Here is a 22,878-nt window from a genome sequence, read left to right on the forward strand (position 1 = left end):
GCAGCGTGGGACGAATTGATGAACTCGCCAACCGTTACGTGGCCGAGTGGGCGCCGTTGAGCCCCACCGGCGCGACCTTCGTCGGCATCGCCGGCCATGACGACCAGCTCGACGACCTCTCACCCAACGGCTACGGGGCGCGCGCGGACCTCACCCGCCGGACCCTCGCCGAGTTGGAGGTGACCGAGCCGGAGACCGAATCGGAACGGACCGCCAAGGAGGCCATGCAGGAACGGCTCGGCCTGGATCTCGCCCGGTACGACGCCGGCGAGGTGACCAGCGAGGTCAGCGTCATCACCAGCGGGCTGCACGAGATCCGCATGGTGTTCGACCTGATGCCCACCGCGACCAGCGACGACCAGGCCAACATCGCCGCCCGCCTCAACGGCTTCGGCGCCGCACTGGAGGGCTACAAGACCACCCTGCGTGAGGCTCTCGCCGCCGGTGAGGTCAGCTCGAAGGTGCAGCTGGTAGAGGTGGCCAAGCAGTGCGACATCTGGGTCGACCCGACCGGTGACAACTTCTTCCACGGGCTGGTCGAGCGGCTCGGGGCGGAGGGCACGCTCGGCTCGGAGCTGCGTCGGGGTGCGGCGGCGGCGACCGCGGCGACCGCCGAGTTCGGCCAGTTCCTGCGTACCGAGCTGGCCCCGCACGGGCGGGACAAGCAAGCCGCCGGCCGCGAGCGCTACGAGCTCGCCTCGCAGTACTTCCTCGGCGCCAAGGTCGACCTCGACGAGACGTACGCCTGGGGCTTCGCGGAGTTGGCCCGCCTGGAGGCGGAGATGCGGGTCGTGGCGGGGCGCATCGCCGGCTCCGGTGCCAGCGTCGACGAGGCCGTGGCCAAGTTGGACGCCGACCCGGCCCGGACCATCCAGGGCAAGGAGGCGTTCCGGGACTGGATGCAGGCGCTGGCCGACAAGGCGATCACCGAGCTGCACGGCACCCACTTCGACATCCCGGAGCAGGTCCGCCGCATCGAGTGCTGCCTCGCACCGACCAGTGACGGTGCCATCTACTACACCGGCCCGAGTGAGGACTTCTCCCGCCCGGGTCGGATGTGGTGGGCGGTGCCGCAGGGCATCAGCGACTTCTCCACCTGGCGAGAGGTGACCACGGTCTACCACGAGGGCGTGCCGGGTCACCATCTCCAGGTGGCGCAGACCGCCGTCCGGGCCGACCTGCTCAACCGCTGGCAGCGGCTGCTCTGCTGGGTCTCCGGGCACGGTGAGGGCTGGGCGCTCTACTCGGAGCGGCTGATGGACGAGCTTGGTTACCTGGAGGACCCGGGCGACAAGCTGGGCATGCTCGACGGCCAGGCGATGCGCGCGGCACGGGTGATCGTGGACATCGGCATGCACCTGGAGCTGGAGATCCCGAAGGACAATCCGTTCGGTTTCCACCCGGGCGAGCGGTGGACGCCCGAGCTGGGCTGGGAGTTCATGCGGGCGCACTGCCGGGTTCCGGACGAGAACCTGCGCTTCGAGCTGAACCGCTACCTGGGTTGGCCGGGGCAGGCGCCGTCGTACAAGGTGGGTGAGCGGATCTGGCTCCAGGCCCGCGAGGACGCCAAGGCCCGCAAGGGCGCCGATTTCGACCTGCGGGAGTTCCACCGGCAGGCGTTGGACCTGGGTGCGCTGGGTCTCGACCCGCTGCGCCGGGCGCTGGCCCGGCTCTGACCGGCGGTGGCTGCGCGCGCCCGACGGTACGACGAGTCCGTCGCCGCGCGCGGCCACGCCCCGAGCCGAAGCTGCTCGCGCAACCGGACGCCGAGGCCGCTCTGCGGCTGTGCGCCCGAGGCCGCTCTGCGGCTGTGCGCTCAGCCGAGGGTGAGTGCCAACGCCGGGCGGGCGGTCAGCGTGTCGCTGGTGACGTACGCCAGGTCGATGGTGGGGTCGGTGAACGTGATCGGGATGGGCGAGGTGATCGGAAGGCCGTCCGGTAGGGGCAGATCCGGAGTCAGCGTGATCTTGATGCCGAGCAGTCGGCCGACGAACCGGGTCGCGTAGAAGGCCACGTCTCCCCGCACGGTCAACTGGTTGGTCGCGTACCGCTGGTTGCGCCCTTCGGGGCCGTCGGCCCGCAGCAGGAAGTCGGTGGTCACCGCTTCCCGCATGCTGAACTTCAGCACCTTGAGGTCGCCCTTCACGGTGTGCAGGTCCGTAACCCCGTCGAACCGCAGCCCGGTCATCCGCACCGAGGACCCGGTGAGCTTCGACGGCGTCTGGGCCACCGTCGGCAGGGCCGGATCGGCGGCGATCCGCGGCAGGAGCTTGCCCGGCTGCACCGTTCCCGGCCGGTCGGGTGCCGGTTTTCCGGGCTTGCCCGGGGTCGGCTTGCCCGGGGGCTGCGCCGGGCAGTCGGCGGGGCCGGGGCGGGGCGTCGCCGTGCTGGTCGGCCGGGCTGCCGGCGTGGCGGTGGGGCTCGCCGAGGGCGCGGGGTCCTCGCGGCCTCCGAGGCCGAGCAGATCACCGATTCCGTCCAGGATGTCGGTGATCACGTTGCCACCCTGTCCCGGGCTCGGGGCGGGCGTCGGCGTGGCCGCGCTGCGGCTGGGCGACGGGGTGACGGCCCGGGGCGGAGTGGGGCAGCCGGTCGAGGCCGGTCGGCTCGGCGCTGCCTGTACCGCTCGGGGCTGGCTGGCCAACCCGACGGCCGCCAGGCCGACGACCACGAGAGCGATGGCGAAGGCTCGCGGATCAGCGGAACGTCCCGGCCACTCGGGCGGCGCACCGTCGGACGCTCCGACCCCCGGATGATCGACCCGCAGGACACCGCCCTGACCGACACCGCCCTGGTCGACACCACCCTGGCCAGCACCGTCCTGGTCGATACCGCCCTGGCTGTCGCCGACCCGCCCGACACCGTCCTGCTCGGCGCCGCCACGGTCAGATTCGTCGGCGCCGACATCAGCCAGGCCAACGCCGGCCAGGCCGGCACCGCCCGGGTCGTCGCCGTTCTGCTCGATCTCGGCCGGTGGCGGCGTGGGTGGTGCGGGCCGGATCGGGGTCCAGGAGAAGGCGAGCGCGCTGCCGACGATGCCGAGCAGCAGACCGACGAAGAAGCCGCCGAGGTTGAGCCCGATTAGCGAGTAGACCGTAGTGACCGCCGCGACGACCGAGTAGAACAGCCGCTGCGCCGGGCTCAACCAGAGCAGCAGGGCGCAGGTCACCAGGATGACCGGGATCAGGAGCGAGAGCAGACCGGTGGCTCCGCTGTGGAAGCTCAGGCCGTTGATCGTCATCCGGGTGGAGGCGAACATCGCCACCCCGGCCAGGGCGATGAAGAAGCCACCCCAGAACGGTCGGCTCCGCTGCCAGCGGCGGAAGGTCCGCCACGCCTGGGCCGTGCCGCCGGGTCGGGCGTGGGACGTGTTGGCGGTTGTCACGTACTCCTCCTGGCGGAGCGGGGACGGGGACGGGGACGTGGCCCGCGGTGGTCGGCCACCGCGGGCCCCGACTCACGTCAGAAGCACTCCTTGCCCTTGGCCTCGTCGCCCACGTTGACCTTCAACCGGAGTCCGACGAGGTTGAAGGTGGCCGCCGTGGTGTACCGGGACACCTGCTGCAGGTTCGTGATGGTGACGTGGTCGGAGTTCTGGCCGAACGAACCCTTCTGCGCCGTCGCGTTCAGGTCGGTAGCGTCCCGGCCAATCTTGATGTTGGTGAACGTCGCGTTGCCGTCGAGCGAGTCCATGGCGATCAGCAGGTCCTTGGCCCGGGCAGGCTCCTTGCCCTCACCGGCGTTGATGGTGAGAACCACCGGCAGGCCAGGCAGGTCGGAGCGGATGGACTGGCAGAGGTTGTAGAGCTCTGCGCTGCTGATCTCGGCGACGGCGATCGGGTGGGTCCTGCCGTCCTTACCCTTCTCGCGGACGACGCCGCCGTACTGCTTGAAGCCGTCGCCCTCGAGGCGGGCCGCGCCGATCTTGAACGTCTGCCCGGACACGGTGACGTCGGACGCGATGGCGCCGGTCGACATGCCGAACAGGATGGCGCCGGCGGCGGCGGTGGCGGGGACCGCCATGGCGACGAACCGCCGCCACCGGGTACGACCCTGATTTTCAAACCGATCCTGCACGGGTTCCTCCTCAGGTGGCCGGTCCCGGGACTGGCGGCCCCGCGCCGGGCCCGTCATGTGTTACCGGCGGGTAACGATCGAGCCTGATGGTGCACCCGTTGCGGCGCGGCTCACAACCCCCTGGCCATCCGGCGGCAACACGAGGGTGACTCAACAGCAGGCCAACGTCACGAATCGTAGAAGTACCGGTGTGGACAGAAACCTTGGCAAGTGACAAAGAAGACATAACCCTGCTCCCCAACAGCGGAGAGTGGCAGAGCATCGATGAATTACAATTAGATAACAGATGTAAAGCGCGCAATCGCGGAGAGCCGTTCGGCTCTTCCTCTCGTCCGAATATCCAGGCGATCCGGGAAACAGCAGGACCCCACCGAGCGGCCGGAGGTCCTAGGGTTTCGACGTGCAACTGAACGACGTGCGACGCGACTGGACCAAGCTCGGAGCTGAAGATCCACTCTGGGCCGTACTCGTTGAGCCCGGCAAACGCGGCGGACGGTGGGACGTGGAGGAGTTCCTGGCCACCGGCCGCACCGACGTCGAGGGGACGTCCGGCCAACTTCGCCAACTCGGCCTGCCCACCCGCTGGGAGCGGGTGCTCGACTTCGGCTGCGGCGTCGGGCGACTGTCTCAGGCACTCGCCCCACACGCGGACGAGGTCGTCGCAGTGGACATAGCTCCGACCATGCTGGAGGCCGCCCGGCGACTGAACCGGAGCGCCGAGAACGTCCGGTTCGTCCTCAACGACGCACCGGACCTGAGCCAGTTTCCCGACGGCCACTTCGACCTGGTCTACAGCGCCCTGGTGTTGCAACACCTGCCGCGCCCCGCCATCGATCACTATCTGGCCGAATTCCTGCGCGTGTTGCGGCCAGGCGGCATCGCCGTCGTGGGGTTGCCAACCGAGCCGGGGCGTACGGCCAGGGGCATCGTCTGGCATCTGGCGCCGTCCCGCCTGATCAGCTGGGCACAGTGCCACCTGCTCAATTATCCGGCGCCGATGAAAATGACTGTCGTACCACACGCCGACATGGTGCGGCTCATGGCCGCACACGGCGGGGACATCGTCGGGCAATGGCGCGATCTGCTGTACAGCGAAGACTGGGTCTGCATGCGGTACGCGGTACGCCGCGCAGGGCATTCGAGGCAGGAGCCGCTCCACGACTGAGGGGTGGCCCGCATCGCGGCCCACCCCTCGGTCGTGCTTCCTGTCGTGCCCGTCAGCGCTGCTCCACCTCGCCGTGCGCCGGGCGCTGGGTCGGCACCGTCGGGTCCTCGGACTTCCAGTTCGTCGAGGCCGGCGGAATCTCGTCGGTCAGTGGACCGCCTGCGGGCTCGGTCCTGGGCTGCTCGGCGGTCTCCGCGTCGCGTACCGGTTCCTGGTCCACCCGGGTCCGAGTCGGGTCGGTGCCGGGTGTCACAGCCGGGTCGGCGCGGTGCCGGGCGGCACCGTCGTTGGTCCGCGTCACCAGCCATACGCCGACGACCAGGGCGATCAGACCAAGGACACCGGCGGCGATCGGGCCCCAGAAACTGATCAGGCCGATCTTGAAGCGGTTGTCCTTGACCGTCTCGACACTGCGGCTGATCGTGTCGTCGTTGTAGTTGAAGTCAGCGTCGAGCAGCACCGTGGCGGTGCCGGTGTCTGGGCGCAGCTCCTTGTTCTGCTGTTCCCGGACGTTCACGTACGAGCCCGTCACCGGGTCGACCCAGAGCGTACGGGTGTTGCTGTAGACGATCTGGCCGCTGGTGGCGCCGGGGGCGAACCTGCCCAACAGCGGCTTGAGGCTCGCCTCCGGGGTGTTCAGCACCTCGTTCTCGATCCGCTGCTCGAAGCGGTACGCCTCGATGCCCTTGATCTTTTCCGTGCCGACGAACTTCGCCGGGACGGCCCGCTTCAGGTCACGGTCGAAAACCTGGTAGTCCCGCTTGTCGGCGCCGAACGGGAACTTGTAGATCTGGCCGGAGTAATTCACGTTCCCGACCGGAGTCTGCTCCGCGCCGCTCTCGTTGAGCCACTGCTCCTTCCACGGGGCGGCCGCGCCGGAGATCCGGTAGAGAGCCAGCTCGGTGCTGTACTGGCTGACCACATCCGGGGTGTCGGCACGCCTGACCGTCTGGTAGACGTCCCAGATCACCGCGTCGCCCTTGAGTTCCTTGGGTAGCCGGTCCCTCGTGTCGTCCGGCTGAGGAATGACCTCGACGCTGGAGACGAGGTCACCTTGCAGGACCTCGATGCTCACCGACTCGCCGACGCGAGTGATCTTCAGGAACTTGGCGTTCTTTGCCTCCGCGACGGACGTCGTTGGTTCAAGATCATAAGGGAGCTTGGTCACGGAGGGGGCCACATAGAACGGCAGCCCAGCCGCGAAGACCAGCAACAAAACACCGAGCCCGAATAGCGCGGCGCCCACGCGAAGCTTCACTCATCCTCCTGTAACCTGCCGCCCTACGACCTGTTGTCCGGGGCACCCGATCCTTAACATGGCGGGAGGTTACTCCCCGGTCACCTTCGAAAGCGACCCCCTGGATGTCCAGATGTCCACAGCCGCCGCGCCAACATTTCCGCAGACTTCGGTAACCGATCGACTCCCCGCCCTCGATGCGCTGCGAGCAATTGGCGCCGTGGCGGTCGTCGGTCACCACGTCGGGTTCCAGACCGCCGCCACCATGAACACCTCGTGGGGCGGCTGGCTGGCCCGGCTCGACGTCGGCGTCGCCATCTTCTTCGTGCTCTCCGGATTCCTGCTGTTCCGACCGTGGGCCCTGAACGCCGCGACGGGACAGGCCCGGCCGCGCGCCGGGCGGTACCTCTGGCGGCGGGCCCTACGAATCCTGCCCGCCTACTGGCTGGCGGTGCTGGTCTGCCTGATCGTCCTGCCGCAGAATCGGCCGGCGTCCGCCGGTGACTGGATTCGCCACCTCACCTTCACCCAGATCTACGGGCCTGGCCAGTTGCGCTCCGGGCTCACCCAGACCTGGAGTCTCGCCACCGAAGTCGCGTTCTACCTGATCCTGCCGCTGGTCGCCGTGCTCGCTGTTGGTCGGTCATGGCGTCCCGTCCGAACCGTCGTGATCGTCTGCGGGGGTTTGTTGGTGACCGCGGGATGGCTCGCCCTGATGGGGTTCGGCTGGCTCAGCAATGGTCTGCACACCATGTGGCTCCCCTCGTACGCGGCCTGGTTCAGCGCAGGGATGGCCCTGGCGGCGGCGCACGTCGCCCTGCGCACCGGGACCGCGCCCGCCGCATTCCGCGTACTGGATGACCTCGCCTCCGCACCCATTGCCTGCTGGGCAGCGGCGGTCGGGCTGATGGCGATCGCGACGACGCCCATCGCCGGACCCCGCGACCTCGCCGGTCCGACAGCCGCCGAGTTCGCGGTCAAGCTGGCCCTGTACCTCGCGATCGCGACGCTGATCCTGATCCCGGTGGCCTTCGGCGGGCCAACGCGGGTCAAGGAGGCCTTCGGTGCCCAGTCCGCCCGATGGCTCGGCACCGTCTCGTACGGACTGTTCCTGTGGCACCCGCTGGTCATCGAACTCATCTACCTGATCGACGACCGACCGCTCTTCACCGGCGGGCTGTTCAACATCTTCGTACTCACCATGGTCTTCGGCCTGGTGTACGCCGCCGTCAGCTACCACGGCGTCGAGCGGCCCCTGCAGGTCCTCGGATCGCAGCATCGGAACCGACGGGCCGGGCGCGGGCAGGCGTCCGGCACACCCGCCGTCGACGTGGCCGCACCGGCCGTCGCGGTACCGACGGTCACGCCCGCACCCACTGTCAACGCGTAGCGCCAGTCGATCAGCGCTGCCCCATCGGGGCATTGCCGGGCCGGCACCCCAGCCCCTAGTGTGACGCGCGTCCCTAAATTACTTGAGAGTAGGGTTCGCGTGGAGCGTCGCTTCGGCATGCCCGGACACGTGCTGTTCCTCAACTGGCGAGATACCCGTAACCCCGAGGGTGGCGGTTCCGAGGTGTACGTGGAACGGATCGCCGCCGAGTTGGTGGCGCGCGGTTTCCGGGCCACCCTCTTCTGCGCCGCCCACAGCGAGGCACCCGGCGACGAGATCAACGAGGCGGGCGTCCGGCTGGTGCGGCGCGGCGGCAGACACACCGTCTACCTCTGGGCGGCGCTCAGCTACCTGGCCGGCGCGCTGGGCGTGGGCCCGCTGTCAAGCCGTCGGGGCGGCCGCCCCGACATCCTGGTCGACGTCTGCAACGGATTGCCGTTCCTCTCCCCGCTGTGGACACGGCGACCGGTGGTCAAGCTGATCCACCACGTGCATCGCGAGCAGTGGCCGGTGGTCCTTCCGCAGTGGGCCGCCCGGTTCGGCTGGTGGATCGAGTCGTCGCTCGCCGTACGCGTCTACCGGCGGTGCCGGTACGTCACCGTCTCCGAGGCCACCCGCCGAGAGTTGGCCGTGCTGGGCGTACCGCCGGAGCAGGTCGCCGTGGTGCACAACGGCACCCCGGCGCTGCGCAGCACCGACGCCGAGCGGGCGCCGTTCCCGCTTCTCGTGACGCTGAATCGGCTGGTGCCACACAAGCGGGTCGAGGTGGCGCTGCGGGCGGTCGCGGCCCTCGCCGACGAGCTGCCCCAGCTGCGACTGGTCGTCGCCGGCCAGGGCTGGTGGGAGTCGCACCTGCGCGAGCTCGCCGCGGAGCTGGACATCACCGAGCGGGTGGATTTCCGGGGCTTCGTGACGGAGGAGGAGAAAGCCGCTCTGCTCGCCTCCGCCTGGGTTGCCCTGACCCCGTCACTGAAGGAGGGCTGGGGTCTGACGATTGTCGAGGCGGGTTCCGCGGGCACGCCAACCGTCGCGTTCCGGGAAGCGGGTGGAGTCGCCGAAGCTGTCGTCGACGGGCGCACCGGCCTGCTGGCCGACGACATCGACGATTACCTGGCGAAGGTGCGCACGCTTTTGCACGAGGACGAGATGCGGCGAGAGATGGGGGCGCAGGCCCGGAAGCACGCGGCGAGCTTCACCTGGCAGGCAGCGGGTGGGCACTTCGCGGACCTGCTGAACGGTGTGGAGTCGCCCCGCCCAGTGCAGCAGCGGGGCGAGCCGTCCTACCTGACGCCGTAGACCTCGGGGGCGTACGGGTCCTTCTTTCCGGCACGCTTGGCCGCTTCCGAAACACTCTTGGCCTCGTTGGCCGCCTCTTTGTCGGTGGCGGTCGCGGCGGCCGAGAGCCCGCCGAGGGCCAGGATCCCCAGCAACGCCGCCACCATGCCGGAGACGACCAGGGTCAGAGCTCTACGCATGCCAATCCTCCAATGGCGAGACGTGCGAGCGGACGTTACCACGCGGTAGGGCGCCGGTGTAGTGCCGAAATGGCAGCAGCCATAACCATCAGAAGGGCAGCGCCGAGCGCCATCACGACTGCCCACGCGCCATGTCCAGGGGGGTCCGATTCGGGAGGAACAGTTGGATTTCGGTAGAGAGTGAGAAACGGTCCCTCGTGGACGACTTCGAGATCGCGAAGGGTCGCCGGGTCGACCTCGCTGGGCCCTTGGTGCTGCACCACCACCCAGCGCACGCCGGTGGCCGAGACGGGCCGCCCCTCGGCCAACACCCGGCGCACCTCGCGGATCCGTGGATTCTCCCCGGCCACAGCGACATCGCCGACCCGGAGTGTGTCGTCGGTCAACACCGTCCCCGGCAGATAGCGCGGCAGCGGATCCAGGACGACACGTCCCGGGTTCCACGGGTAGGCCCGGTAGGCGGACAGCGGCAGCGCGAGGATCTCCCCCGGCTCGCCGGCCACCCGCTCGGCGACCGCCTGCCAGTCCGCCGGATAGCTCACCGGACGAAGCCGGCCGGCACCGCCGAATGCGAGGTCGGGCATGACGGCCACCGGCAGGAGCAGCAGGCCGACCAGAACCACCCCCGCCACCTCCCGGTCGATCCTGGCCACCAGCCGCTCGGCACCCAACGCGGCACACACCACCAGCAGCAGGGCGTACGGGGCCAGGAACTTCTGGCCGTCTCGTAGCAGCCCCGCGCCCGGCAGGTGCACCACCGCCCAACGCAGCGCGGCGGCCCCGCCGGGGAGCACCCCGAGGGCAGCGAGGAGGAAGGCGATCCCGGCGAGCACCGCCAGCCGCACCGCCGTACCCCGGGACAGCCGGCGCCGCAGCAGGCCGGCTCCGACACCGGCCAGGATCAGCAGGATCAGGGTCGCCAGCGGCACCAGCGGTGCCGCGCGACTGGCGGGCGTCGCCTGTGCGCTCCAGACGCCACCCGTACCCGCGAGCGCCACCAGCGGACCGGCCCAATTCTCCGAGCGCGCCGCGAACGCAGCCACCCCCGCCGGATCGGATGACCCGCCAGCTCCGGTGACCAGGGCCGCGGTCACCCAGGGGGCGTTGAGTAACGCGACGCCGCCCACCACGAGCGCCGACCGGCGAAGGCGCGTCCCGTCCGACACCAGCAGGATCACCGTGCCCAACGCGATCAACCCGCCGGTCGGGGTGATCGCGGCGGGAGCGGCGGCGAGAACCACTCGAGCGAGCGCGCCATCACGGCCCGCCCGCAGGTCCAGCGCCGCCCGGACCAACCAGGGCAGCGCGGCGTACACGAGCAGCAGCCCCCACTGTCCGATCAGCAGCCGCTCGGCAAGGTAGGGCGTCCACGCGTACGCCACCGCGGCGAGCAACCGGACCGCGAGCCGTTCGGTCGGCACCAGACGGCCGGCGCCGACCGCGGCCAGGAGAACCGCCCCACCGAGCGCCACCCGCTGCACCGCCCAGCCCGGCACGAGCTGGGTGACCACTGACATCACTGCGTCCATCGGCACCGCCCGGGGCAGAGTCTGCGCCGGGGCGACGAGATCCCAACTCAGCGGCTGCCGGGGGACGAACACCATGTCGTACAGCAGCGCGTAGCCGGGTGCCGCAAGCGGGGCCAGCACCAGCACCGTGACGGCCGCCGCAACGGCGTACAGCGGCAGCGTGTCGCGCACCCACCGCACCGGCGGGGCGCCGGCGCCGGTGGTCTGCTCAACCATTCACGGCGCCGGCACCGCCCGGCCGACGGTGATCAGTTGGGTGCACACGCTGACCCCCGAGGTGCTCACGGTGACCTCGACGGCGTCCCCAGCCCCCTCCAGCAGGAAGAACACGTCGTTCAGCCCGCGCTTCAGGGTGATTACCCGGACGGCGTCCCCGAGACGGAAGAGTGCCGTCGAGTCCCCCGAACTGACGTAGCCGAAATGGACCGCGTACGGCCACTCCTCCAGGTACCCGTCCAACGGGATCCGGGCGGGTCGACCACCCTCGGCCAGGTGCCCGCAGTCGGGCACCGTTCCCGGCACGATCTTTCGCCCCTGCACCACGACCGGACGGATCCGGCCGAAGTCGTCGAACATGAACGGCCGCTCGGCCTCCGCCACGAAGGTGGGCCGACGCTCGGCCGGGCGGAAGAAGTGCGACTGGAGATTGTCCGGCCAGAAGTAGCCGGCGATGACGCGGTCCGGGACGGTGGTTTCCAGGAAGACGGTGCCCGGCGCAGCGGCGGCAAGCTCGATCTGCGTCGTCGCTAGGTAGTCCCGTCCGTACTTGGTGCTCCAGTTGTCCCCGAAACGGGCCGTGCTCCACAGCGTGCCCACCCCGATGGTGGCCAGGACGACGATCATCGAGACCAGGCCGACCGCGAAGGCACCCGGCTCCCGCAGAACGGTCGGCACCGGCCACGCGGACACGTCGTCCTCATCGGCGTCCTTCGTCCCCAACAGGGCCGCGCCGACACAGATCGCGGCGACCAGCACCACGTCGGCGACGTACCGGGGAATGATGCCCACCAACGTGCCGAGCGGCCCACCGAGGCGGGTCACGGCGAAGAGCGCGGCGACCAGCCCGAGGTAGCACGCGAGCAGCAGCCAGGCCCGCCGTGCCGACGGGCGCCGCCTCGCGGTGACCACGATGAGAGCCCCCAGCACCGCCCAGGACAGCCACTTGGCGATGTCGTACGGGTCCACGGGCGGCGGACCGTCACCGGCGTACGACCAACGCCAGGGACCTCCGAGTAGACCCGGAACGACGGTTTCGCCGACCAGGTCACCGAGGAAGTTGAGGACCTGACCGACCGACGTGGGTTCGTCCAGCTCGCGGGCGGGACGGGTCAGGTAGAACGCCAGGTACGCCCCCGAGAGCGCACCGAGCGCCAGCCACGCCGGCCAGTGTCGGCGGACCGCCGTCACCAGGCTGCGCCAGGCGCCCCCCGACGTGAAGAGGAAGACGGTCAGCAGGAACAGCAGCGGCACGATCAGCAGGGACTTGGTGTCGAAGAGCAGGCCGAACACCACCCACAGGACGACCGCCACGAGGTGCCGCAGTCGGCCGGTCCGCACGTACCAGACCTGGGCCGTCGCCGCCATGACCAGGGCCAACTGCATCGGCATCACGAGCAGCCCGACCAGCCACAGCGAGGAGACCTCAAGCGTCAGCGGGCTGAACACGAACAGGCACAGCGGGATGAGCAGCCCCCAGCCTGGCCGGAGCAGATGGCGCAGCAACCGGTAGACGGCGAACCCGGTCGCCGCCTGGCCGACCGCCAGCAGAAGCACCCAGGGCCAGGTGACGAAGCCCGCCACCCGCACCATCGCCCACGCCACCAGCAGGCCGCCGGGCATGAGGTGGTTGTTGAAGGTACGCAGGAGGTAGTCCGCGTCCAACCGGGTGTCGAGGACCTGGGCAGCGATGACGAACTCGTCCTGCGAGAACCAGCCACGGGTGGCGAGGCCGGCGCGCCAGGCGACGGACACGACGATCAGGGCGAACGCTACCGCGCGGACACGGTCGGCACGGAACCATCGGCCGATCGGCCCCGGCCGGTCGCCCTCGGACGCGACGCCTTCCAGATGCGTCTCGGCCTCAGCTTCTGGCATTGACATGGTCGGCAGCCTGCCACACGCTTACACGCCGTGGGGACGGCCGTTTTCCCGATAACGCCACCACAGCACCCCTGGTGGCCCGTCCGTGCCTGATCCGGATAACGTCGCGCGACGGTTGTCGGTTGCAGGTGCGCGTCCGGCTGGCGAAGACAGGAGCCGAAATGCGTGCAGAGGTGACCAATGATCCCGCTCGGGGGTCCAGCCGTACCCGGCACACGGCCCGGCGGTTTCGGCACCTGACCATCTGCATCGCTCTCACCGCCCTCGCCTTCCAGCAGGCCCCGGGTCAGATCGTCCCCGACACCAAGATCGACCTGAATGTCAACGCGGCCGGGTGGCTGCTCCGCTCGCTGCACCTCTGGGACCCCACCGGCACGTTCGGTCAGCTACAGAACCAGGCGTACGGATACCTCTGGCCGATGGGCCCGTTCTTCCTGCTCGGATCGGAACTCGGCTTCGCGCCGTGGGTGGTCCAGCGGCTGTGGTGGGCGCTGATCTTCTGTGTCGCCTACCTGGGAGTGGTAAGGCTGTCGGGCAGGCTGGGCATCGGCACGCCCGCCGGACGCATGATCGCAGGTGTCGCCTTCGCGCTGTCACCCCGCATCCTCACCCAGCTCGGCTGGGGCTCGGTGGAGTCCTGGCCCAGCGCCATCGCCCCCTGGGTGCTCATCCCGCTGGTGGGCCTCGCCCGCGGCACCCCAGTGCGGCGTGCCGTCGCCGGGTCGGCCGTCGCCGTCGCCTGCGCCGGTGGAGTCAACGCCACAGCCGTGGCCGCGGTGGTGCCACTCGCCCTGCTATGGCTCGCCACCCTCCAGCCGCTACGCCGCCGCGTCACCGCCATCGCCGCCTGGTGTGGCGCGGTGGCGCTGGCCACGGCGTGGTGGTTGGTTCCACTGCTGGTTCTGGGGCGGTACAGCCCACCCTTCCTGGACTACATCGAGACCGCCCGGAACACGACCAGCGTCACCGACGCGGTGACGACGCTCCGCGGCGCCTCCTACTGGCTCGCCTACCTGGCCTCCCCGTTCGGGCCGAACCTTCCGTCCGGCGCACGACTCGCCAACGAGGCGCTACTGGTCGCCGCCACCCTGGTGGTCGCCGCCCTCGGTGTCCTCGGGCTGTCCCGACGCGGGATGCCGCACCGCCGGTTCCTCATCACCGGTCTGGTGCTGGGCGCCGCCCTCGTCGGTCTCGGGCACGTCGGGGACCTGCCGAACATCCTCGCCGGCCCTCAGCGCGAGTTCCTCGACGGCGTCGGCGCCCCCCTGCGCAACGTGCACAAGTTCGACGTCCTGCTCCGCCTGCCCCTGGCCCTGGGCATCGCGCACCTGATCGGCCTGGCCGTCCGCGCGGCACGCACCGCACCCGAGCAGCACCGCCCGCGAACGGTCGCACGCGCCTGGCTCACGGCCGGCGTGGCCATGGTCGCCGTCACGGCGGTTGCCACGCCCGCGCTCGCCGGCGGTCTCGCCACGCCGGGCGGCGTCAAGGCGGTGCCCGGCTACTGGCATGAGGCCACCGACTGGCTCGACGCGAACACCGGGCGCGGGCGGGTACTCGTCGTACCCGGGGCCCGCTTCCCCTCGTACGACTGGGGCAACACCACCGATGAGATCGCCCAGCCGCTGCTGAACAGCCGGTGGGCGGTACGCAACGCCATCCCCTTCACCCCACCGACCACGATCCGGCTGCTGGACGCGATCGAGTCGACACTCGCCACCGGCGCCGGCTCGACCGGGCTGGCCGACCTGCTCGCCCGGTCCGGGATCAGCCACGTCCTGTTCCGCGCCGACCTTGACCACGGCCGCTCCGATACGGCCCGCCCGGCAGTGGTCCGCCAGGCACTGGATCGCTCACCCGGGTTGACCCGCGTCACCTCCTTCGGCCCCCTGCGCGGCGGGCCCTCGTCCCGGGACGAGTTCCGCGACCAAGGGCTCGACGTGCCCGTCCGGGCGTTGGAGGTCTACCAGGTCGACCGGCCAGTCGAGCCGGTAGTCGCGTACGACAGTGACGACGTGAGCACCGTGGTGGGAGGCCCCGAATCGCTCCTCGACCTCGCCGCGGCAGGGCAGCTCGGCGCGGCGCCAACGGTCCTGGCGGGCGACGCGGCGGCTGCCGGCGTTGCCGGCCCGGTCGCGATGACCGACGGGCTGCGCAGGCGGGACGTGTCGTTCGGCCGATCGCGCGACAACGCCTCCCAGACTCTCACCGCCGATGACACCTTCGAGGTGGCGGCACCCGCTCACGACTACCTGCCCGAGTGGGGGGCGCAGCAGTTGACCGTCGCCCGTTTCGAGGGCATCAGCGCGATCCGCGCGTCGACCGCCCGTTCGCAGGTGGACTCCCCCGGCGGCGCCCGCCCTGAGCACCAGCCGTACGCGGCGATGGACGGCAATCCCGAAACCTCCTGGCAGTCCGCGCCGTACTCGCCCAGCGACCGCCAGTGGGTCGAGGTGGGCCTCGCCAACCCGACACGGGTCACCCGGGTCGAGGTGTGGTTCGACCTGAAGGCCGACGTTCTGCCCACGACGGTGACCGTCACCGCCGGGTACGAGAGCCGCACCGTCGAACAGTTCAGCGATCACATGGTCTTCGACCTGCCCGGCGTCCATGTCACCCGCGCGGTTCAGATCTCGATCGACGACGCTTACGACCTCCGCCCGCTCGGTAACGGGTCGGTCGGCATCGCCGAGATCAAGATTCCCGGCGTCCAGACGAGCCGGACCCTTGTCCTTCCCGCCGCACCGGCCACCGACCGGCCGGCGACCGTCGTCGTGTCGGCGGCGCCCACCACGCCGGCCTGCTTCTCCGTCGACGGCCACCCTCGCTGCTCCACCGACGCCGTACGCGGTTCTGAGGACGCCTCCACCATCGACCGGACCGTCAACCTGCCCGCCGCCGGCGCGTACGACGCCAAGCTGTGGGCGCGGCCGACGGCCGGCCCGGACCTGGACAACACTCTCGACAAGCTGGTGGCCGACGCACAGCCGCTGCGCCTCGCCGCGCAGGCCAGCGCCTCCTCAACGGCCGTTGCCGACCCGACCGGTCGGGCCGGCGCGGCGCTCGACGGGGACCCGACCACCAGTTGGTCACCGGCGGTCAGCGACGAGGCACCGATCCTGCGCCTCAAGTGGCTCAAGCCGCAGACCATCACCGGGCTCCGGTTCTCCGTCGACGACGACACAGCCGCCACCCGCCTCGGCAGTGTGCGGGTGGTCGGCGACGACGGTTTCCGAAGCAGCCTGCTCGGCGACGACGGGCTCCTTCGCCTGGACCCGCCGATGCGGACCGACGAGATCACCATCCAGTTCCTCGACAAGCCGGCCGCCACCAGCACGGACCCGTACAAGCTGCGGTTGCCGGAGAAGCTGCCCGTCGCGGTCGGCGAGGTGGCAGTGCTGCCCGGAGCGGCCATCGTCAAACCGCGCCTCGACGCACCCCTGGCGCTGGCCTGCGGGTCGGGCCCGACGCTGCAGATCGGCGCGTCCCGGGTGACCACCACGCTCCGGGGCACACTCCGCGACCTGCTGGAACTGCGCGAGATGCCGGTGACACCGTGCGGGCGGGCCACGCCAGGGCAGCTTGACCTGGGCCGCGGGGAGCACCGCCTCGTGACCACACCGAGCAAGCTCGCCTCGCCGACTCGGGTCGCCCTGGTGCCGCGGACGCCCACGCCGACCCCGGCGGCGGTCGCCAGCGCCATCGAGGTGGGCTCCTGGGCAGCCACCGAACGACGGGTACGGGTGGCCGATCACCCAGTCGACCGCGTACTCGCCGTGCGGGAGAACACCAACACCGGCTGGGAGGCGACCATCGGCGGGCGGACGCTGAAGCCGCTGGTGGTGGACGGATGGCAGCAGGGTTGGATTCTTCCCGCCGGCACCTCCGGGGAGGTGGTACTCCGCTTCGCCCCGGACACGACGTACCGGGCGGGCCTTCTGCTCGGCGGCATCCTGCTGGCGGTGGTGGTCCTCCTCGCGGTGCTGCCCGCCCGGCAGCCCACCGGGCGCACGTCGTCGACCGCCGTACCGCGGGGCCGTCGTCGGGTCACCCGATCCCTGCCGTTGTTGGCCGTCGGCGCCGCCGCGCTGGTGTTGGCGAGCGGTCTCATCGGCGGCCTGCTGGTCGCGGCGGGGTTCATGCTGGCGGTACCCGGCCCACGCCGCCTGCCCTGGCCAGCCGACCCACGTCGGGCCAGGACGATCAGCCGGGCCGTCGAGACGTGGCTCCCCGGCGCGCTCGTCCTGCTCGCCGGGTGGTTCTATCTCAATTCGACGCAACGCAACACCGACGCCCTGTTGCAACTCATGATCGTCGTCGCCCTGGGTGCTCTCTGGCTCTCCACTGCCTCCCGACGACGGCCCGTACGCCGGGCCAGACCGACCGCCGTGACCTCGGCCGTTGCGGCGACCGCGCTGGTCGGGGAGGGACCAGACCCGGACCTGGCCAAGCCGGACCCGACCGAACCTGACCCGACCGAACCTGACCCGACCGAACCTGACCCGACCGAACCTGGCCCGGCGGGGCCGGACCCGGCGGTGGGGCCGGCCGACGGGCAACTCCCGACCTTCTCAGAGGTCACATGAGCCCTCGGCGACCCGTCCGTCCGACGGCGGCAGAGCGGACGGCGCAGACGGCGCGGCCGGCCCAGACGGGACTGACACGCGGATGGAGTACGGGCCTCGGCGCTGCCGGGGTCAGCGTCACAGTGGCCGGGGTCCTGGTCAACGGCCTGGCCTACCTGGTGCCGGTCCTGGCCGCCCGGCGACTCGACCCGGCCGACCTCAGCGCGCTCGCCGCCGCCCTCGGTCTGGTGGCCATCGCCGGTGTGCCCGGGCTCGGCCTGCAACTGGCCGTCGCCGTACACCGCGCCCGGCACGGCGCCTCCGACACTCGACGGCTCACCGCGGTCACCGCCGCAGTGTGCGCGGGAACCCTCGTCGCGGCGACACCACTGCTGGTCGCCGCCCTGGATCTTCCGATCGAGATGCCCGCACTGCTGGCGGTCACCACCGCGGCGGTCGTGCTCTCCTCCCGGTCCCTCGGAGAGTTGCAGGGTGGCCAACGCTTCGTACGACTCGCCGTCGGGATGGCACTGCTCGCCGCCGGCCGCTACGGCGGCGTGATCGCCGGGTTGCTGCTCGGCGCGGGACCGACCGGCGCGCTGGCGATCGGCGCGTTGACGGCCGCCCTCACCCCTGCGGTGCTGGCCCGACTCGCCCGTGAGCCCGGACGTTCGTCCACCGCGCCACGGCTGACAGTCGCTCAGGTCGTCGCCGGCTGCGGTGCGACACTGGCGATGCTCGTCGTCTCCTACGCCGACCTGCTGCTGGCCCGGCAACTGCTGTCCCCGTCGGATTCCGGTGCGTACTCGGTCGGCACCGTCCTGAGCAAGGGCGCCCTCTGGGCACCGCAGGTCGCCGCCGTCCTCGCCCTACCGCGGCTGGCCCGCGGTGACCGGCGCAGCCGAACGGTTGCGCTCGCGGTGACCGGCGGGTGTGGGGTGGCACTGGTCCTCGCCTCGACGCTCGCCGGAGGGCTCGCCTTCCGCCTCGCCGGTGGGCCCGACTACGACCACCTGGGCCGGTACGCGCCGCTCTTCGCGGCGGTCGGTGCGCTCTACGCGGTGACGTTCGTGCTGCTCAACGACCGTCTCGCGGCCGGCGCGCGCTGGGCGGCGGCACCGCTGTGGGTGGGCGTGGCCGGCCTGGTGGCCGTCACCGCGACCCTCCGGCCCCACACCGTCCCCGGTCTTCTCCTCGTGGCCGTGGGCACGGCCATCGTCACCACCGCGCTGATGGCGGTGACGGCCCGTCGGCCCGCTCCGGTTCCGGCGGCTGAGCCCGACTAGCCCTCCGCGAGCCAGTCCGTCAGCAGTCGGTGGTCGATCGAGTCCACCCGACCGAGCGGACGACCCGAGGCCGCCCGGCCCCGCAGCTCCGCCCGGGTGAACCAGCGCGCCTCCAGCAACTCCTCGCCGTCCACGCGTACCTCGTCGGAGGTGGCGGTGGCCCGGAAGCCCACCATCAGGCCGGCGGGGAACGGCCACGCCTGTGACCCCTGGTAGGTCACGTCGGTGACGGTCACGCCCGCCTCCTCGCCCATCTCCCGACGGACCGCGTCCTCCAGGCTCTCGCCGATCTCGACGAAGCCGGCCAGCGTCGAGTACGCGTCCTCGGCCGCGCCCGCGTGCCGGGCCAGCAGACAGCGCCCCGACCGACCGGGTGCCTCGACCAACACGATGATGGCCGGCTCGATCCGGGGGAACAGCAGACGTCCACACTCCGTGTCGGTGCAGGTCCGCAGGTGCCCGCCGCCGTCGGCGACGGCCGGCGCGCCGCACGTCCCGCAGAATCGCTGCTGCCGGTGCCAGTGCAACAAACCCCTGGCGTACGCCTGGACGGCCGCGTCGCCGGGTTCGAGCCGCCCGACCAGTGCCCGCACGTCGACGGACCGCACCGCACCGGCCATCTCGACGGCGGACCGCTCGGGGAGCGCGGAGAGGTCCGCGGCGAACACGGCGGCCTCCCCGTCGAGCCCCAGGAAGACGGTCTCGCCGGCGGCGGACCGGACCAGCGCCGCGCGCTCCGCGCTGAGCCGAACCGGCCCGTGCCCGTCGACGAGACAACGGTCCCGCCACATCGGCAGCAGCATGGTGGTCGACTCGGTGAGCAGCGCACCCAACCGCGTCGGATCGGTGCGCAACGGTCCCGCCCGGTCCAGCGATCCGCCCCCGTACGCCAACACCCGCTCCGCAGTGTCCACCCGGTCACCGTGCCACGCCGGTGGTCGGCCGTCGGCACCGCCCCCGGACCGGTGCGACACGCCGAACGACACGCGGTAGCAGCGCCTGAAGGGCGCAGCCGACGAGGACGGCCGGGCATTCGTTACCGTAGGTGCCTCCGGGAGGGAGGACCTCCCGCGGCACCCTGGCGATCGAGGTTGCAGTGACGCTGTACGGCGAAAACAGTCCACCCGCCGACGACCGGCCCACCGTGCAGGTCACCGCGGTCACCTGGCCGGACGACGGAGCTGAGCCGGTCACCACAGCCGCTCCCGGCGAGCCGGACGGCGGCCCGCGTCGGCCGCGTCGGATGCGCGTGCTGCTCGCCGCCGGCATCACGGGTGGCGTCCTCGCCGCCGTGGCGGGTGCCGGCGCCTGGGCGTACGCCGGTGACGTTCCCCGTGGCACCAGCGTTCTCGGCACCGAACTGGGCGGCCGGAGCCGCGCGGACGCCGACCGGGAGTTGCGGGCGGAGCTGGACCGGAGGGCGGCAACGCTCGCCACGCCGCTGAAGGTCACCGTCGACGGGCGCACCGCCGAGATCAACCCCGCCGACGTGGGGCTGACCGTCGACGTGCCGGCGACCGTCGCGGCAGCCGCCGAGGCCGACGCCCACCCGGTCAGCCGGTTGGTCGGCTCCCGCACCGTCGAGCCGGTGGTGACCGTCGACGTGGGCCGGTTGGACGATGCACTCCGTAAGGTGCTCGGCAACCAGGCCCAGGGCATGACGATGCCGGCGATCACCTATCAGGGCACCACGCCGAAGGTCGTACAGCCCAAGCCCGGGCTGGCTCTGAACCCGGAACGTTCCGCCGAGGTGGTCCGCGCCGGCTGGTTGGCCGGCGCCCCGGTCACCGTGCCCCTGGTGGAGACCCACCCGGCGACCACTCCGGAGGAGTTGGACCGGATGGTCAGCGAGCTGGCGAAGCCGGCGGTCGCCGCGCCGGTCACCCTGCGTACCAACAAGGGCCAGGTGACGATCCCGCCCGCCGCCATCGCGAAGAGCCTTCGGTTCGGGGCCGACAAGACCGGCAAGCTCACCCCGTCGGTGGACGTCAAGCGGCTGCGGGCGGCGCTCGGCGACAAGCTGGCCGCCATCGAGGTGCCGCCGAAGGACGCCACGATGACGATTTCCGGTGGCCGGCCCACCGCCAAGGAGGGGCGATCCGGGCAGCAGCTGGACACCGCAGCCCTCAGTCGAGACCTGCTGGCCGTGCTGCCGAAGGCGGACGGCCGCGAGGTGACCGGCGAGTTGCAGCCGACGCCGCCGGAGCTGACCGGGGAGAAGCTCGCCGGCCTGGGCATCAAGGAGCGGGTGTCGACCTTCACCACCCGGTTCACCGGCGGCATGGCCTCGTCGCGCAGCCAGAACATCGCGACCATCGCGAGGAAGGTGGACGGCACCGTCGTGCTACCCGGGAAGACGTTCTCGCTCAACGGGCACACCGGCGAGCGCGGCTACGCCCAGGGCTACCGGGACGCACCTGTCATCCTCGACGGCAAGCTGGTGCCGGGCGTCGGCGGCGGCACCTCGCAGTTCACCACCACGCTGTTCAACGCGACCTACTACGCCGGCTTGGAGGATGTCGAGCACAAGCCGCACTCGTACTGGTTCGACAGGTACCCGGCGGTCATCGAGTCCACGATCTTCTGGCCGAATCTGGACTTCAAGTTCCGCAACAACACCGAGTACGGCGTGCTCATCGACACGTCGTACACGTCCAGCACGATCACCGTGTCGATCTGGAGCACGAAGATCTACGACAGCGTGAAGACCGAGTACGGGCCGCGCCGCAACATCACGGCGCCGAAGCAGATCCATCTGGCTCCCGGCCCCTCGTGCATCGAGACCAACGGCATCAACGGCTTCACCCAGGACGCCTTCCGGGTCATCAAGAAGGGCGGCGTGGTGGTCAAGCGGGAGAAGTTCACCTGGCGCTACGACGCGGAGCCCCGCTACGTCTGCGGGCCGAAGACGTCCTGAGGCCCCCGCTCGGGGTCGACCCTGCTCTGAGGCCGACCCTGCTCCGGTCAGCGCGGGTCCGGGGGTCTACTCAGGCCCGACGGTCTGAGGGTCCGCTCAGGTCCGAGGTCAGCCCTTCTCTGAGGCCAGTCCTGCTCCGAGAGGTCGGTCCTGCTCTGCGGTCAGCTCAGGTCCCGGGCCAGCTCAGGCGGCGTTGCCGCCGCGCCCATGCGCTTGCCGCCCTGCGGTGGCATCGGCACCGTGCGAGTCTCCTGCACCCGGATCTCGGCCCGGAACCGGTGCGCCGCGGGGTGCCACATCTCCTCGAACGGCCCCATGACCTCGCCACCGATGCCACGACGACGGACCCGGGACGCGAGCCACCAGAGGATGCCCAGGACCGCCGCCACGCAGCCCGCGAACACCACAAATATCAGGACCTCATCCACAGGCCGAGCCTAGCCCTGGACGCCAGGCCCAAGCCTGGACTGCACACCCAGCCTGCCGACCTGCTGACCGCCGAACCCCTGATCTGCTGACCCCCCGACCGCTGATCTGCTGATCTGCTGATCTGCAGAATCGCTGACCACCACCTGGCCCGTTCGCAAGATCGCGCAACATCCTGGATGTAGTGGTGTCCGCACGCCGTGAGGCCACTACATCCTGGTTCGAGCGTGACCTTGACGGCTTCGGAGCAGCTCGGCCCCTGTCCCCGGCCTGACAGGTCATCGTTCCCGACCTCACCGGGTCATCGGGTAGCCCGGGGGTATCAGGAAACCGAGCCGATCAACCAGGCAGGGGAATGCAGAAAAGGCCACCCCGTTAGGGGTGGCCTTTTCTGAAAGATTGTCCGGCGGCGTCCTACTCTCCCACACCCTCACGAGTGCAGTACCATCGGCGCTGGAGGGCTTAGCTTCCGGGTTCGGAATGTAACCGGGCGTTTCCCCTCCGCCATGACCGCCGTAACTCTATGAACATATCAAACAACCCCGGTAACACTTCACGGGTGTTCGCTTGTTCAGAGTTGCACAGTGGACGCGTAGCAGCTTAGTAGTCAAGTCCTCGGCCTATTAGTACCGGTCAACTGAACCCGTTACCGGGCTTACATTTCCGGCCTATCAACCCAGTCGTCTAGCTGGGGGCCTTACCCCACAAAGT

General features: G+C 70.6%; 15 protein-coding genes and 2 rRNA genes. 7 read left to right on the forward strand and 10 right to left on the reverse strand.

Annotated elements, in window-relative coordinates; all coding sequences use genetic code 11:
- Positions 1-5 precede the first annotated feature (5 nt).
- Positions 6-1,676, forward strand: a complete 1,671-nt coding sequence (locus GA0070561_RS21160) for a DUF885 domain-containing protein (protein ID WP_091403484.1) — start codon at positions 6-8, stop codon at positions 1,674-1,676.
- A 140-nt stretch (positions 1,677-1,816) separates the two neighbouring features.
- Here GA0070561_RS21160 and GA0070561_RS21165 read toward each other — a convergent pair whose 3' ends face one another.
- Both GA0070561_RS21165 and GA0070561_RS21170 read right to left on the reverse strand, forming a co-directional pair.
- Complete coding sequence (locus tag GA0070561_RS21165; RefSeq protein WP_091403487.1) at positions 1,817-3,385, reverse strand: DUF6114 domain-containing protein; 1,569 nt, start codon at positions 3,383-3,385, stop codon at positions 1,817-1,819.
- Between the two features lie 77 nt (positions 3,386-3,462).
- On the reverse strand, positions 3,463-4,077 hold the full coding sequence (locus tag GA0070561_RS21170) for a DUF6230 family protein (RefSeq protein WP_091403490.1): 615 nt from the start codon (positions 4,075-4,077) through the stop codon (positions 3,463-3,465).
- A gap of 400 nt (positions 4,078-4,477) precedes the next feature.
- On the opposite strand from GA0070561_RS21170, the gene GA0070561_RS21175 reads away from it, so the two are divergent.
- Positions 4,478-5,242 (forward strand): class I SAM-dependent methyltransferase, encoded by a 765-nt coding sequence (locus GA0070561_RS21175; protein WP_091403493.1) that lies wholly within the window; start codon positions 4,478-4,480, stop codon positions 5,240-5,242.
- A 52-nt stretch (positions 5,243-5,294) separates the two neighbouring features.
- Here the strand turns inward: GA0070561_RS21175 and pgfA are convergent, their stop codons facing one another.
- On the reverse strand, positions 5,295-6,500 hold the full coding sequence (gene pgfA / locus GA0070561_RS21180; protein ID WP_091403496.1) for a cell envelope lipid trafficking protein PgfA: 1,206 nt from the start codon (positions 6,498-6,500) through the stop codon (positions 5,295-5,297).
- 112 nt (positions 6,501-6,612) lie between these two features.
- Between pgfA and GA0070561_RS21185 the strand changes: the two genes are divergently transcribed.
- Positions 6,613-7,869: an acyltransferase family protein gene (locus GA0070561_RS21185; protein WP_091403500.1), complete on the forward strand. Its 1,257-nt coding sequence runs from the start codon at positions 6,613-6,615 to the stop codon at positions 7,867-7,869.
- A gap of 117 nt (positions 7,870-7,986) precedes the next feature.
- Entirely contained in the window at positions 7,987-9,165 is a 1,179-nt protein-coding gene (locus tag GA0070561_RS21190; RefSeq protein ID WP_091403642.1) for a glycosyltransferase family 4 protein, read from the forward strand.
- On the opposite strand, the gene GA0070561_RS21195 is transcribed toward GA0070561_RS21190, so the two are convergent.
- From GA0070561_RS21195 to GA0070561_RS21205, 3 genes are read right to left on the reverse strand one after another with little or no spacing between them, the layout of a single operon-like run.
- Positions 9,150-9,344: a hypothetical protein gene (locus GA0070561_RS21195; protein WP_091403503.1), complete on the reverse strand. Its 195-nt coding sequence runs from the start codon at positions 9,342-9,344 to the stop codon at positions 9,150-9,152. The two genes, GA0070561_RS21190 and GA0070561_RS21195, sit on opposite strands and share 16 nt — an antisense overlap.
- A 35-nt stretch (positions 9,345-9,379) precedes the next feature.
- A complete protein-coding gene (locus GA0070561_RS21200; protein ID WP_091403506.1) occupies positions 9,380-11,089 on the reverse strand; it encodes an MmpA family trehalose lipid delivery protein in 1,710 nt (569 codons plus the stop codon).
- The gene (locus GA0070561_RS21205; protein ID WP_425255906.1) at positions 11,090-12,967 is read right to left on the reverse strand and encodes a hypothetical protein; all 1,878 of its coding nucleotides are present in this window, start codon (positions 12,965-12,967) and stop codon (positions 11,090-11,092) included.
- A 167-nt stretch (positions 12,968-13,134) separates the two neighbouring features.
- Here GA0070561_RS21205 and GA0070561_RS21210 point away from each other — a divergent pair, with 167 nt between their 5' ends.
- Together GA0070561_RS21210 and GA0070561_RS21215 are read left to right on the forward strand one after the other, a co-directional pair.
- Positions 13,135-17,559, forward strand: a complete 4,425-nt coding sequence (locus GA0070561_RS21210; protein WP_091403511.1) for an alpha-(1->3)-arabinofuranosyltransferase — start codon at positions 13,135-13,137, stop codon at positions 17,557-17,559.
- Complete coding sequence (locus tag GA0070561_RS21215; protein ID WP_482194121.1) at positions 17,556-18,824, forward strand: polysaccharide biosynthesis protein; 1,269 nt, start codon at positions 17,556-17,558, stop codon at positions 18,822-18,824. The genes GA0070561_RS21210 and GA0070561_RS21215 overlap by 4 nt, the downstream gene beginning before the upstream one ends.
- On the opposite strand, the gene nudC is transcribed toward GA0070561_RS21215, so the two are convergent.
- The gene (gene nudC, locus GA0070561_RS21220) at positions 18,821-19,738 is read right to left on the reverse strand and encodes an NAD(+) diphosphatase (protein WP_091403648.1); all 918 of its coding nucleotides are present in this window, start codon (positions 19,736-19,738) and stop codon (positions 18,821-18,823) included. The two genes, GA0070561_RS21215 and nudC, sit on opposite strands and share 4 nt — an antisense overlap.
- 182 nt (positions 19,739-19,920) lie before the next feature.
- Here nudC and GA0070561_RS21225 point away from each other — a divergent pair, with 182 nt between their 5' ends.
- A complete protein-coding gene (locus GA0070561_RS21225; protein WP_091403513.1) occupies positions 19,921-21,741 on the forward strand; it encodes a VanW family protein in 1,821 nt (606 codons plus the stop codon).
- Between the two features lie 161 nt (positions 21,742-21,902).
- Here GA0070561_RS21225 and GA0070561_RS21230 read toward each other — a convergent pair whose 3' ends face one another.
- The 3 genes from GA0070561_RS21230 to GA0070561_RS21240 all read right to left on the reverse strand — a co-directional run.
- Positions 21,903-22,169 carry a hypothetical protein gene (locus GA0070561_RS21230; RefSeq protein ID WP_091403514.1) on the reverse strand — a complete coding sequence of 89 codons (267 nt, stop codon included), beginning with the start codon at positions 22,167-22,169 and terminating at the stop codon, positions 21,903-21,905.
- Between the two features lie 399 nt (positions 22,170-22,568).
- Positions 22,569-22,685 (reverse strand): 5S ribosomal RNA (rrf, locus tag GA0070561_RS21235).
- Between the two features lie 85 nt (positions 22,686-22,770).
- Positions 22,771-22,878: ribosomal RNA gene (locus GA0070561_RS21240) — 23S ribosomal RNA — on the reverse strand; the annotation flags it as partial.

It is taken from the genome of Micromonospora saelicesensis (assembly GCF_900091575.1).
Classification (GTDB): domain Bacteria; phylum Actinomycetota; class Actinomycetes; order Mycobacteriales; family Micromonosporaceae; genus Micromonospora; species Micromonospora saelicesensis.

Excerpts from the sequence above, each read along its gene's own strand:
- GA0070561_RS21185 (WP_091403500.1), top strand. The coding sequence starts at position 6,613 with ATGTCCACAGCCGCCGCGCCAACATTTCCGCAGACTTCGGTAACCGAT.
- GA0070561_RS21190 (WP_091403642.1), top strand. The coding sequence starts at position 7,987 with ATGCCCGGACACGTGCTGTTCCTCAACTGGCGAGATACCCGTAACCCC.
- GA0070561_RS21195 (WP_091403503.1), bottom strand. The coding sequence starts at position 9,344 with ATGCGTAGAGCTCTGACCCTGGTCGTCTCCGGCATGGTGGCGGCGTTG.
- GA0070561_RS21200 (WP_091403506.1), bottom strand. The coding sequence starts at position 11,089 with ATGGTTGAGCAGACCACCGGCGCCGGCGCCCCGCCGGTGCGGTGGGTG.
- GA0070561_RS21205 (WP_425255906.1), bottom strand. The coding sequence starts at position 12,967 with ATGCCAGAAGCTGAGGCCGAGACGCATCTGGAAGGCGTCGCGTCCGAG.
- GA0070561_RS21210 (WP_091403511.1), top strand. The coding sequence starts at position 13,135 with ATGCGTGCAGAGGTGACCAATGATCCCGCTCGGGGGTCCAGCCGTACC.
- GA0070561_RS21215 (WP_482194121.1), top strand. The coding sequence starts at position 17,556 with ATGAGCCCTCGGCGACCCGTCCGTCCGACGGCGGCAGAGCGGACGGCG.